This is a genomic window from Lampropedia hyalina DSM 16112, assembly GCF_900129055.1.
In the GTDB taxonomy this organism is placed as follows: Bacteria; Pseudomonadota; Gammaproteobacteria; order Burkholderiales; family Burkholderiaceae_C; genus Lampropedia; species Lampropedia hyalina.
The window spans coordinates 1-11,903 of sequence record NZ_FQUZ01000050.1; the positions used below are offsets into that span (position 1 = coordinate 1).

General features: G+C 62.1%; 12 protein-coding genes and 1 pseudogene. 12 read left to right on the top strand and 1 reads right to left on the bottom strand.

The features are described from left to right. From BUE21_RS13840 to BUE21_RS13875, 8 genes are all read left to right on the top strand, one after another. Nucleotides 1-131 (top strand): transposase (locus BUE21_RS13840; RefSeq protein WP_200796749.1); only part of this gene is annotated, 131 nt, incomplete at its 5' end. A 268-nt stretch (nucleotides 132-399) separates the two neighbouring features. Next, nucleotides 400-1,215, top strand: coding sequence for a MetQ/NlpA family ABC transporter substrate-binding protein (locus BUE21_RS13845; RefSeq protein WP_073357243.1), 816 nt, complete (start codon nucleotides 400-402; stop codon nucleotides 1,213-1,215). Nucleotides 1,216-1,247: 32 nt separating this feature from the next. Then, nucleotides 1,248-2,504, top strand: coding sequence for an SfnB family sulfur acquisition oxidoreductase (locus tag BUE21_RS13850; RefSeq protein ID WP_073357244.1), 1,257 nt, complete (start codon nucleotides 1,248-1,250; stop codon nucleotides 2,502-2,504). Nucleotides 2,505-2,517: 13 nt separating this feature from the next. Then, a complete protein-coding gene (locus BUE21_RS13855) occupies nucleotides 2,518-3,519 on the top strand; it encodes an acyl-CoA dehydrogenase family protein (RefSeq protein ID WP_073357236.1) in 1,002 nt (333 codons plus the stop codon). A 43-nt stretch (nucleotides 3,520-3,562) separates the two neighbouring features. Beyond that, nucleotides 3,563-4,378 (top strand): MetQ/NlpA family ABC transporter substrate-binding protein, encoded by an 816-nt coding sequence (locus tag BUE21_RS13860; RefSeq protein ID WP_073357237.1) that lies wholly within the window; start codon nucleotides 3,563-3,565, stop codon nucleotides 4,376-4,378. Nucleotides 4,379-4,402: 24 nt separating this feature from the next. Beyond that, nucleotides 4,403-5,773, top strand: a complete 1,371-nt coding sequence (locus BUE21_RS13865; RefSeq protein WP_073357238.1) for an LLM class flavin-dependent oxidoreductase — start codon at nucleotides 4,403-4,405, stop codon at nucleotides 5,771-5,773. Nucleotides 5,774-5,876: 103 nt separating this feature from the next. After that, on the top strand, nucleotides 5,877-7,019 hold the full coding sequence (locus BUE21_RS13870) for an LLM class flavin-dependent oxidoreductase (protein ID WP_073357239.1): 1,143 nt from the start codon (nucleotides 5,877-5,879) through the stop codon (nucleotides 7,017-7,019). Next, a complete protein-coding gene (locus tag BUE21_RS13875) occupies nucleotides 7,004-8,119 on the top strand; it encodes an LLM class flavin-dependent oxidoreductase (RefSeq protein WP_073357245.1) in 1,116 nt (371 codons plus the stop codon). Before BUE21_RS13870 ends, BUE21_RS13875 begins: the two co-directional genes overlap by 16 nt. A gap of 327 nt (nucleotides 8,120-8,446) precedes the next feature. Here BUE21_RS13875 and BUE21_RS13880 read toward each other — a convergent pair whose 3' ends face one another. Beyond that, a complete protein-coding gene (locus BUE21_RS13880) occupies nucleotides 8,447-8,980 on the bottom strand; it encodes an SEL1-like repeat protein (protein WP_143164547.1) in 534 nt (177 codons plus the stop codon). Nucleotides 8,981-9,569: 589 nt separating this feature from the next. On the opposite strand from BUE21_RS13880, the pseudogene BUE21_RS14860 reads away from it, so the two are divergent. From BUE21_RS14860 to BUE21_RS13895, 4 genes and pseudogenes are all read left to right on the top strand, one after another. Then, a pseudogene (locus BUE21_RS14860) lies at nucleotides 9,570-9,689 on the top strand (prepilin-type N-terminal cleavage/methylation domain-containing protein); the annotation flags it as partial. Between the two features lie 92 nt (nucleotides 9,690-9,781). Further along, the gene (locus tag BUE21_RS14600; RefSeq protein WP_143164548.1) at nucleotides 9,782-10,195 is read left to right on the top strand and encodes a hypothetical protein; all 414 of its coding nucleotides are present in this window, start codon (nucleotides 9,782-9,784) and stop codon (nucleotides 10,193-10,195) included. Between the two features lie 94 nt (nucleotides 10,196-10,289). After that, nucleotides 10,290-11,696, top strand: a complete 1,407-nt coding sequence (locus tag BUE21_RS13890) for a sulfatase-like hydrolase/transferase (protein WP_073357242.1) — start codon at nucleotides 10,290-10,292, stop codon at nucleotides 11,694-11,696. A gap of 8 nt (nucleotides 11,697-11,704) precedes the next feature. Next, nucleotides 11,705-11,896 (top strand): type IV pilin protein, encoded by a 192-nt coding sequence (locus tag BUE21_RS13895; RefSeq protein WP_073357246.1) that lies wholly within the window; start codon nucleotides 11,705-11,707, stop codon nucleotides 11,894-11,896. The last annotated feature ends 7 nt before the right edge of the window (nucleotides 11,897-11,903 follow it).

The window sequence follows — 11,903 nt, forward strand, 5'->3', positions numbered from 1 at the left end:
ATTATCCGAGCATCCGCAAAAAGCTATGGGGTGGCGCATTGTGGTCGCCGTCTTACTTTGCGGGCAGTTGCGGCGGAGTGCCCATATCCGTCATTCGCCAGTACATCGAACAACAGCAAACGCCGCATTAGTCACTGTCTGCGGCATCGAGCCGCCGACAGTAACGCGCTATCCTTCCCCGCCCTGAAGGACGGGGTTTGACGCGCTTTCCGATCAAAACCGCCCAAAACAGGGACTTTTCCCGTTAAAGAGGCTTTATTAGCTAATTGCATAAATGTAGTTGGTGATGCCATCTGCCGGTTATGTAATCGGTCGCAGAAATCCTTTCTGATTGCAGCGGCTGGCGGGTGCTTTCCATGAACACCGGGCATCCGGTGCACCTTCATGGAACCCACGGTGATGAATCGCAAACATTTTCTGGCGGCGGTGGCTGCCACCGTGCTGGCCCTGGCCAGCCCCCTGCTGCATGCAGCCGAAACCCTCAAGATCGGCTCCACGCCCGGAGCCACTTCAGATGCCATCGAGGCCCTGATTCCCGAGGCGAAACAGGCCGGGCTGAACATCGAACTGATCGAATTCACCGACTGGACGCTGCCCAACGAAGCGGTACACAACGGCGACATCGACCTGAACTTCTTCCAGCACCAGGCATTCCTGAACAATGCCATCAAGGAGCGCGGCTACCAACTGGAATTCGTGGGCCTGGGCCTGTTGCAGAACATCGGCATCTACTCCAACCGCATCCAGGATTTGAAGGACGTGCCGGACAAGGCCAAGGTCTCGGTGGCCAGCGACCCGGTCAATCAGGGGCGCGGCCTGCTGTTGCTGCAAAAGGCCGGGCTGATCCAGTTGCGCAACGGCAACGACCCCGGTGCCACCGTACACGACGTGGTGCAGAACCCCAAGAACCTGCGCTTCTTCGAGATCGAAGGCCCCCAGCTCATCCACTCCCTGCAAGACGTGGAACTGGCCGTGCTGTGGCCCACCTACTTCGTGAATGCAGGCAAGCCGGAACAGGCCGGGCAGGCCCTGCTGTATTCGGGCATTGGCGACACCTTCTACGCCATGGGCTTTGTGGCGCGTACCGACAAGGCCAAGGATGCCCGCATCACCCGCTTCGTGCAGCTCTACCAGAACTCGCCAGAGGTGAAAAAAGTGATTGCCGAACGCTTCAACCACAACACCAATCTCTACACACTGCCCTGGCAGCAGTGACCGTGCCACTGCAACCCCACGAGCCACGAATCATGAGCGAACTTGCCCCCCCGGTCGGCAACCCCACCGACTACACCGGCAGACTGCCCCTGCCGCCCCGCAAACCCCAGACGCTGCACAGCGAAGCCCAGGCCCTGGACGTGGCACGCCAGCTCGCTGCCCAATTCCGCCAGAACGCAACCCAGCGCGACCGGCAACGGCTGCTGCCTTGGGATGAAATCGAACAGCTCACCGCCAGCGGCCTGCTCACCATCACCATCCCCCGCACCTACGGCGGCCTGGGCGCGTCGTACGAGACGCTGGCACAGGTGGTCGCCATTCTCTGCGCCGCCGACCCGTCGCTGGGACAGATTCCACAGAACCATTTCGCGCTGATCCAGAACCTACAGGACACCGCCACTGCCGCACAGCAGCAACGCTGGTTCAGCGACGTGCTCAACGGCCACCGACTGGGCAATGCCGGGCCGGAACGCAAGGCCAAGGCGCGGCAGATCACCGAAGTCACCACCCGGCTGGAACGCACCGCCGATGGTCTGCGCGTCAGTGGCACGCGCTTTTACTCCACCGGCTCCATCTTCGCGCACTGGATTCCCTTCCGCTCCGTGGACGAGCAGGGGCGCGGCGTGCAGGTCTGGGTGCGGCGCGATGCCCCCGGCGTGCAGGTCATCGACGACTGGAGTGCCTTCGGCCAGCGCACCACCGCCAGCGGCACGGTGGTGTTCGACCAGGTCGCGGTGCCGGAAGAAAACGTGGTACAGGTCTGGCGTTCTGCTGACGTACCCGCACTGTCAGGGCCGGTTTCGCAACTGATTCAGGCCGCCATCGACGCAGGCATTGCACAGGGAGCCTTGCAGGATGCCCTCGACTTCGTGCGCGAGCGCAGCCGCCCCTGGGTGGATTGCGGCGTGGCGCGCGCCAGCGACGACCCGCACCTCATCCAGGAAGTCGGCCAGTTGCAGACCGAAGTGGATGCCGCCGAAGCCGTGCTGCTGGAAACCGCCCGCCTCATCGACCACCTGCACGTCCAGCCCGTGGATGCACAGGCCAGCGCACGCGCCTCCGTGGCGATTGCCGAAGCCAAGATTCTCACCACCGAAGCCGCGCTGAACGCCAGCGAACACCTGTTCGCGCTGGCTGGCTCTGCCGCCACCCGCGCCACGCACAACCTCGACCGGCACTGGCGCAATGCCCGCGTCCACACCCTGCACGACCCGGTGCGCTGGAAATACCACCTGCTGGGCAATTACCTGCTCAACGGCACACTGCCCCAACGCCACCAGTGGAACTGACGAACGGATTGCCATGACACAACACCATGCCACCGAACACCGCGCCGTGGCCACCGTGCCCAACGGCCAGCCCAGCTACCAGCCGGTGCCGCCCGCGCCATGGCCCCAGCAGAACGCGCACACCATCCGCAGCGATGCCGAAGCCCTGGAGCGTGCCCGGCAATTCGCCGACCATATCGCCCCCGGCGCACTGGTGCGCGACCAGCAACGCATCCTCCCCTGGGAGGAGGTGCAAGCCTTCAGCCAGAGTGGCCTGTGGGGCATCACCATCCCCAGGGAATACGGCGGCGCGGGCGTATCGACGGCCACGCTGACCCAGGCCGTCGCCACCATTGCCGCTGCCGATGGCAACTTCGGCCACATTCCGCAGAACCACTACTACGCGCTGGAAGTGCTGCGCGTGGGCGGCTCCCCCGCGCAAAAGCAGTTCTTCTACGAGCGCGTGCTGCGGGGCGAGCGGCTGGGCAACGCGCTGGCAGAAACCGGCCACAAGGACTTTCAACGCCGCACGCAACTGCTGCGCGAAACCGGCGGCTGGTTCGTCCACGGTCAGAAGTTCTACTGCACCGGAGCCATCTTCGCGCACTGGATTCCCACCCTGGTCAGTGCCCAGGAAGATGGGGGCGAGAACCAGTACCTCGTCTTCATTCCACGCGATGCGGCAGGCGTGACCATCACCGACGACTGGGATGGCTTTGGCCAGCGCGTCACCGGCAGCGGCTCCGTGCAGTTCGAGCGCGTGAAGGTGGAGCCGGAATGGGTCGTGCCCTTCAAGGTGTCGTTCGACACCCCCAGCACCATCGGCCCCTTCGCGCAGATCATCCATGCCGCACTCGATGCCGGCATCGGCCACGGCGCGCTGGCCGCCACCCTGCCATTCATCCGCGACCATGCCCGCCCCTGGATCGATGCCCGCGTGGAACGCGCCAGCGACGACCCGGTGCGCTGGAAGTACCACCACATTGGCAACCACGCACTCAACGGCATCCATCCCCCCAGGCATGGGGCGATCTGACCGGCCTGTTGCTCTCGCACCCCACCCCTTTCTGCCACACCCCATGACCTACAAGACCCTCACCCAAAAGCTGTCCATGCTGCTGGCCTCGGCCCTGCTGATGGGCAGTGCCATTGCCGCTCCCCTGAAAATCGGCACCAATCCCGGTATGCTGGGCGACTCTCTGGCCGTCGCCGCACAGGAGGCCCAGAAACAGGGGCTGGACGTGGAAATCGTCGAGATCTCCGACTGGACGACCCCGAATGTGGCCCTGGCCGCAGGCGATCTGGACCTGAACTACTTCCAGCATGGCGCGTATCTGGACAATGAAATCCGCGAACGGGGCTACCCGTTCGTCAAGGCAGGCGTGGGCGTGCTGCCCAACATCGGTCTGTTCTCGACCCGAATCCAGCGTCTGGAAGACCTGAAGCAGGGCGCAACCGTCGCGGTGGCAAACGACCCCATCAACCAGGGCAGGGGCCTGGTGCTGTTTGAAAATGCCGGCCTCATCCAACTCCGGGATGGCGTGGGCACCAAGGCCACCGTCCACGACATTGTCGAAAATCCCCGGAAACTGAAGTTCAAGGAACTGGAAGGGCCGCAACTGGTGCGCGCGCTGGACGATGTGGACCTGGCACAAGGCTACCCGGCCCGGTTCGTCTCGGCCGGCAGGCCCGACATTGCCACCAGTGGCCTTCAATACTCCACCGTGGACGATGTCTATTACGCCATCCTTTTTGTGGCACGCGAGAACAATGCCAACGACCCGCGCATCGCACAGTTCATCCGCATCTACCAGCAATCGCCCAGTGTCCACGCCAAGATCGATGAGCTGTACGCCGGCAGCAAAAAACTCTACAGCCTGCCCTGGCAGAAATAAACCCGCAACCTTGCAGAACCCGCCATGAGCCAGAAAAAACACATTCACGTCAATGCCTTCAACATGAACTGCGTGGGGCATATCCACCACGGTCTGTGGACGCATCCGCGCGACCGCTCCACCGAGTACCGCACCCTGCAATACTGGACCGAGCTGGCCCGCACGCTCGAACAGGGGCTGTTCGATGGCATCTTCATTGCGGACGTGATCGGCTATTACGATGTCTATCAGGGCAATGTCGATCTGACGCTGCGCGAGGCCATCCAGTTGCCCGTCAGCAACCCGTGGCTGCTGGTGTCGGCCATGGCAGCGGTGACACAGCACCTGGGCTTTGGCGTGACCGCCACCGTCAGTGCCGAGAACCCCTACACCTTTGCACGCGATATTTCCACGCTCGACCAGCTCAGCAACGGGCGCATCGGCTGGAACGTCGTCACCGGCTACGTCGATAGCGGCGCACGCGGACTGGGGCAGGACGGGCTGGCCGCCCACGACAGCCGCTACGACCGTGCCGATGATTTTCTGGAACTCTCCTACAAACTCTGGGAAGGCAGTTGGGAAGATGGCGCAGTCATTGCCGACAGGGCGCGGCGCATCTACACCCAGCCGGACAAAGTCCATGCCATTGCGCACGATGGCCCGTTCTACCGCTCCCACGCCATCCACATGAGCGAACCCTCGCCCCAGCGCACCCCGGTGCTGTTCCAGGCCGGTACATCCGGGCGCGGCCAGCGGTTTGCCGGAACCCATGCCGAAGGCATCTTCATCGGCGCGCCCGACCCGGCTGCCGCCCGCGCAGCATCACGCAAGCTGCGCCAGGCCGCAGTGGATGCAGGGCGCAGGCCCGAGGACATCAAAATCTACGCAGGCATTTCCGTCGTGCCCGCAGCCACCGAGCAGGAAGCGCAGGAGAAGTACGCCGACTACCTCAGCCACGCCAGCCGCGAAGCCGGACTCGTGCATTTTGCGGCCAGCACCGGCATCGACTTCTCTCGCTACGACCTCGACGAACCCATCGACTACAGCCACTCCAATGCCATCCAGTCGGCCGGGCAGAATGCCAGGGAACGCGGACTGGTAACGCGCCGCCAGTTGCTGGAGCAGTTCAGGCTGGGCAGCCGCTACAACACCATTGTCGGCAATCCCAGCCAGGTGGCCGATGAACTCGAACGCTGGATCGACGAGGGCGAAATCGACGGCTTCAACCTCACCCGCATCGTCGTGCCCGAAACCTACGAAGACTTTGCCCGCCTGATCGTGCCCGAGCTGCAAAACCGGGGCCGCTACAAAACTGCATACCGTGAAGGCACATTGCGCGAGAAACTCTTTGGCCAGGGCGACCAACTGCCAGACCGCCATGCCGCCGCGCAATGGCGCAGGCCCCCGGCACCCTGAAGGCAATGCAACCATTCGTCATAAACAAATTAAAAATCAATTGTTTACGAAAAAATAACCGCACCACACAATGCCCTTTTGCAACCACCCAAAAGGGCAAGCGGTGTCTCTTGAACTGAACTGGTACCTTCCTACCCACGGCGACTACCACGGCCTTGCCAACAACCAGGTCGGCCATCCCGACGCGCTGGTGCGCCCGAACGCACCGCGCTACCTGGCCCAGGTAGCCAAGGCCATTGAATACGCCGGGTTTCACGCCATCCTGATTCCCACCTCCGCCACCTGCCACGATGGCTGGGTCACTGCGGCGGCCCTGTCACGCCACACCACCCGGCTGAAGTTTCTGGTGGCATTCCGCCCCGGCTTCGTGCTGCCCGCCGTGGCCGCGCAGACGGCGCAATCCCTGCAAGCCATCACCGGCGGCCGCCTGCTGCTGAACGTCGTCACCGGCGGCGATTCCGCCGACCAGCGTTCCTATGGCGATTTTCTCGACCACACCCAGCGGTACGAACGCGCGGCAGAATTCCTCGACATCGTCAGCCGCCTGTGGGATGGCGAAACACTGAACTACCACGGAGCCTACTACCAACTGGCACAGGCGCGCCTGCGCCGCCTGCCCGCCCCGCGCCCACCGCTATACTTTGGCGGTGCATCCGGCATTGCCGAAACCGTGGCGGCAAAGCACGTCGATACCTACCTGCTGTGGGGCGAAACCCCCGACATGGTGCGCGACCGCCTCCAGCGCATGAACGCACTGGCCGCGCAGGCCGGGCGCACCCTGCGCTACGGCTTCCGCGTCCATGTGATTGCGCGCGATACCGAAGCCCAGGCCTGGGCCGAGGCTGACCGGCTGCTGCGCGAAGTACCCAAACATTACCTCGATGCTGCACAACGCGCCGTGGGCAACAAGGAATCGGTCGGCCAGTCGCGCATGAGCAGCCTGCACGCAGGCAAAACCATCAACCATGTGCGCGATCTGGAGGTCTATCCCAACCTGTGGGCAGGCGTGGGGCTGGTGCGCAGTGGTGCAGGCACCGCCCTGGTGGGCAGCCACCAGCAGGTGGCCGAACGCATCGAGGAATTCCACCAGCTCGGGCTGGACAGCTTCATCCTCTCCGGATACCCCAACCTGGAAGAAACCTTGCGCATCGGGGAAGAAGTCGTGCCCCTGCTGCGCCATTTGCAGCATACCGACCGCACCCGCACCGCAAACCCAACGCAGGAGGCCACATGGGCATTGAACTGAACTGGTTTTTACCCAACCACGGCGACGGCCGCCACCTGATCGATGGCGCAGGCACTTCCGCCCAGCCCGATGCCCAGCGGCGCGGCCAGCGCGAGCCAGACATCGACTACCTGGTGCAGGTGGCACAGGCGGCCGAATACGCCGGACTGCACGCCGTGCTCATCCCCACCGGCGCACAGTGCGAAGACGGCTGGCTGGTCGCCTCCGCGCTGGCGCAGGAAACCGAGCGGCTGCGGTTTCTCGTCGCCTTCCGCCCAGGGCTGGAACTGCCCGCCTACGCGGCACAGAAAGCCGCTGCCTTGCAGACCTTCTCCGGCAACCGCCTGCTGCTGAACGTGGTCACCGGCGGCAACACCGCCGAACAGCAGGCCTACGGCGACTTCCTCGACCACGATGCCCGCTACGCCCGCACCGACGAATTCCTGCACACCGTGCAGCAGCTCTGGCGTGGGCCACGGCAGAACCACAGCGGCACCCACTACCGTGTCGAAAACGGCGGCCTGATCGCGCCGCTGGCAGTGCGACCGCCCATTTACTTCGGCGGAGCCTCTGCGGCCGCCGAAGCCGTCGCCGCCCGCCACAGTGACGTGTACCTGCTCTGGGGCGAAACCCCTGCCATGATCGCCGAGCGCGTGGCACGGGTGCAGCGGCTGGCCGAAGCGGCCGGGCGCACACTGCGCTTTGGCCTGCGTCTGCACGTCATAGCCCGCGCCACCGAAGCCGAAGCCTGGGCACAGGCCGACCACCTGCTGCAAGCCGTGCCACGCGCCACCATCGAGCAATCCCGCGCCCAACTCGCGCGCGCCCAATCCGTGGGGCAGCAACGCATGCTGAGCCTGTACGACGGCCGCCCCATTCACCATGTGCGCGATCTGGAAGTCGCCCCCAACCTCTGGGCAGGCGTAGGGCTGGTGCGTGGCGGCGCGGGCACCGCCCTCGTGGGCAGCTACGCCCAGGTGGCCGAACGCATCACCCAATACCACGAAGAACTGGGCATCGACGCATTCATCTTCTCCGGCTACCCCAACCTGGAAGAAACCCTGCGCTTTGGCGAGCGGGTCGCCCCCCTGCTGCGCCAGACCGTGGCACAGGCCGCCTGAACCAACCCCGCCCCGTCATTCCGGCGCAGGCCCACTACTGTTTGGAACGTTTTGGCAGGTGCTTGCAAGTTGCCATTGCAGCCTGACTCAAAACACCCCATGCCGTCATGCCGGACTCGATCCGGCATCCAGTCGCAACGCAACCCATTGGCGAACAAGGTGTTTTTGCAAGCGTCGTCACTGGATGCCGGATCGAGTCCGGCATGACGTGGCGTAGTGCAACACGATGCTCAAAAATGGGAATCTTTTTTTGAGGAAATCGCAAAAGAATCAGATGGCTCCAGCAGCACGCCTGCATGGAAACGCAACAGGGCACACCCCCGCGTCTCAACCTGAAAGCGATCCGCCCGGCACCAACGCCGCCAGTTGCCGCTGGGCAATCTGATGGCCATGCGCCGCTGCCTTGGCAATCCACATCATGGCCAACGCCTTGCCATCCCCCTTACCCAGGCCAGCAGCGTGCAACATACCCTGCCAGTGCATGGCATCGGCCTTGTGCTGTTCTGCCGCCTGCGCCAGAAAGTGGAAGGCAGGAGCCACGCACCCCCCCTTGGCGTGGGGAGCCAAATCGTTCTGCCCTGCCGCTTGCAAGGCATTCATGGCAAACAGCGCGCCAATCTCCGCCTGCGCCAGGGCATCGCCCTGATCGGCGCGCACCAGCATCTCCACCTCATCGTCCTGCAAGGCCACAGCCAGCAATGGACGCACCGCCTCCACCGGAACCAGCAGCGGCCCGCCAACCTCGCCCACACCCCCAGTCAGCCCCTCATTGACGCGCCTGCGCCAGGTGCGCTCACTGCGCCCAGTCAAAACCGCTGCGGAACACAGACCAATCGTAGAGTGCAATGAATTGAATTTCATGCCAGGAATTGTAGGGGCGAACCAAGGTCTGGTTTTTCGGCATTGGCTGTGAAGCCGACCGGAATTTCCACGCAAGGCATCACGCCCCACTACGTCATTGCGGCCTTCGCCGCAATGACCACAGTTTGGGTATCAAGGGCTGTTGAAATGGCCCCACGGGCGAATGCCGCTTACTTAACGCCGTCATTCCGGCGAAGGCCGGAATCCAGTGACAACGTGAAGAGAAAACACCTTCGTTTTTCGTAGCTTGCTTTGTCACTGGATTCCGGGTCAAGCCCGGAATGACGGGAAACAGGCTCAAATAAGTGCCATTCCCCCATGGGCAGCCCCTCTCACAACATTTCGGACAGCAGTGGGTTGAACACGGCATGACGCTGTGGGTGAATCTCGATGGAATATTTGTCCCGGCAAGGCCATGACAACTTTCGCTTGTCACTGATTTTTTGTGACAAACCCCGACATGTCACTCCATGACATGGCCAAAACACACAGGAAACCGGTTTTTTCGCCTATTTCATGCAGGCACAGCATTTGCACATAACTCCGCGTCCAGGCTCTGAATGCCTGATTGTTCACAAGGAGTTGAAAAATGAAAGCATCTCTGCAAAAGGGTTTCACCCTGATCGAACTGATGATCGTGGTGGCGATTATCGGCATTCTGGCTGCCATTGCTATTCCGCAATACAGCGAATACCAAAAGAAAGCACAAGACAAGTCTTCGCAATCTGACGCACGCAGCTTCCTGAATTCGGCAATGGCCAATTCCGTCAAGTAAGCCTTTAATTTTCTAGGAGATTTTTCATGAACAAGACAATCCTGAAATTGGCTGCTGCCGCCGCTGCATCCATGGTTATGGCTTCTGGCACTGCTTACGCAACAGATTTGGATATTGATGTTGATGAGGTTGGCGAGGTTGAGTCCAGTGCCACAGACAACCGTACCAATACGTTTGCGGGCGATCCAGAACGTTATGTGGTGACCACTTTTGGTTTCAATCTGTCCAATGGTGTTGCACTGAAGGCCGTGCAAAACCGTAATGCCATCGCAGTAAGCACTTCGACACCTCGCGGTCGTAACCAATTCTCTGGCAGCAGCCAAGGTGGTTCTGTCGCCACATGCGGTGATGCTACGACTGGCAATAACGAACCAGCAATTGATGATCCAAGCCTGGCAGCAGATGCAGTGAATGGCTGCGGTCGCACTGCAACACCATAAATTAATATTGAGAATTATTTAATAACTCTATATTTATTTAAAACCACTACTCTGTAAAAAGAGTAGTGGTTTTTTTATACCCTACCACCCCCTGATGCGCCTGCCACGAATCCCCGCACTCCAGCAGCAATGGCTATCCGCCATCCTGCTGTGGACCTTGCCCAACATCGTGTTCTGGTGGACGGCCCATGCGTTTGGCTACCAACGCCCACTGTTCAACCTGGACTATGGGCTGGCCCTGGCGGCCTGGGTGCTGGGCTGGCGCAAGAGCGGCATGGTGCTGGCCCTGCTCGCCCTGGGTCTGGATGTACTCGCCGCCGCCGCACAGGTGTACCTGCTCTACGAACCCCTGCAACTGCTGTCGCTGTTGCAGTTCGCTACCTTGGCGCGGCCTGCCTTTCTGTGGGCCGGTGCGCTGTTCCTGCTCGGCTCGGTGCTGCTGTTCGCACTGCTGTCGCATCTGGCTCCCAAAGCCGGAGGCCGGGCTGTATTGGCCATGTTGTGTCCGCTGGTGCTGCTCAATATCCCCTCGCTGTGGCAGGAGGCACAAAAGCAGCAGGCCAATCTGCAACTGGATCACCGCCTGGTGGTGCTGGGCAGCCAGTGGGATATGCTCCATCGCAATCTGTTTCGCAGTGATATTGGTTTTGCGGTGGCCAATGCCGAAGGCGCGGCCCGGTTTTCCCACAGCCCGATCCAGCCCGCCAGTGCCATGGCCTGGGGGAATGCGGCGGCCTTGCCGGCGCAGATGCCCGCGCGCATGTTGCTGGTGGTGGCTGAGTCCTGGGGGCTGCCCTGGCAGCCGCAGCGGTTGCAGGCGCAGTTGCAGCCGCTGCTGGCACAGCCTGGGCGTATTCAGGTGTTGCAACAGGGCACGGTGGCGTTCGCCGGGGGGACGGTGGCCGGGGAGTTGCGCGAGTTGTGTCAGGTGCAGAGTTCCGAGATCAGTTTCGGCTCGGTGACGCTGACCGATCGTTGCCTGCCCCTGTTGCTGCAACAGCAGGGTTATCGCACCCATGGGGTTCACGCGGCTTCGGGGTTGATGTACCGGCGGCTGGAGTGGTTTGCCTCGGCGGGGTTGCAGGATGCAACGTTTTTCCAGAATTACGCGGGGCAGGCGCGACGCTGTTATTCCTTTCCCGGCTGGTGTGATGTGGATTTGATGCCGCATGTCTCGCGGCTGTTGCAGCAGGCAGACAGGTCGTTTGTCTATTGGCTGACGCTCAATTCCCATGTGCCGTATGACAGGCGGGATATTCTGGACAGTGGCCATACGGTGGCCTGCGAGGGGTTGTTTGGCAGTCGGGACGGGGATCTGTGCCGGCATTTCGCACTGGGGCTGGAGTTTTTCGACGCATTGGCACGAATGCTGCAAGACTCTGCCCTGTCGGGTCTGGAAGTGGTGGTGGTGGGCGACCATGCACCGGCGTTTCTGGACAAGACCGCCCGTGCGGCATTCGACCCCAAGCGGGTGCCTTTCATCCATTTGCGTGTGCAATGAGACTTGCCATGACACCTGTCCATCGTTCCAGGGGATTCACGTTGATCGAGTTGCTGACGGTCATGGCGGTGATTGGCATTCTGGCCAGTATTGCCCTGGTGCAGTACCAGGAGTTTGCCAAGAGGAGCCAGGATGCTGCCGCTCGCTCCGATGCCCGCAACTTCCTTTCTACGGCTATGATGCACTCCGGCAAGAACTGATCGTTCC

What these genes read in the sequence shown, in the direction of transcription:
- BUE21_RS13845 (WP_073357243.1), top strand. Translation starts at nt 400, where the DNA reads ATGAATCGCAAACATTTTCTGGCGGCGGTGGCTGCCACCGTGCTGGCC.
- BUE21_RS13850 (WP_073357244.1), top strand. Translation starts at nt 1,248, where the DNA reads ATGAGCGAACTTGCCCCCCCGGTCGGCAACCCCACCGACTACACCGGC.
- BUE21_RS13855 (WP_073357236.1), top strand. Translation starts at nt 2,518, where the DNA reads ATGACACAACACCATGCCACCGAACACCGCGCCGTGGCCACCGTGCCC.
- BUE21_RS13860 (WP_073357237.1), top strand. Translation starts at nt 3,563, where the DNA reads ATGACCTACAAGACCCTCACCCAAAAGCTGTCCATGCTGCTGGCCTCG.
- BUE21_RS13865 (WP_073357238.1), top strand. Translation starts at nt 4,403, where the DNA reads ATGAGCCAGAAAAAACACATTCACGTCAATGCCTTCAACATGAACTGC.
- BUE21_RS13875 (WP_073357245.1), top strand. Translation starts at nt 7,004, where the DNA reads ATGGGCATTGAACTGAACTGGTTTTTACCCAACCACGGCGACGGCCGC.
- BUE21_RS13880 (WP_143164547.1), bottom strand. Translation starts at nt 8,980, where the DNA reads ATGAAATTCAATTCATTGCACTCTACGATTGGTCTGTGTTCCGCAGCG.
- BUE21_RS14600 (WP_143164548.1), top strand. Translation starts at nt 9,782, where the DNA reads ATGAACAAGACAATCCTGAAATTGGCTGCTGCCGCCGCTGCATCCATG.
- BUE21_RS13890 (WP_073357242.1), top strand. Translation starts at nt 10,290, where the DNA reads ATGCGCCTGCCACGAATCCCCGCACTCCAGCAGCAATGGCTATCCGCC.
- BUE21_RS13895 (WP_073357246.1), top strand. Translation starts at nt 11,705, where the DNA reads ATGACACCTGTCCATCGTTCCAGGGGATTCACGTTGATCGAGTTGCTG.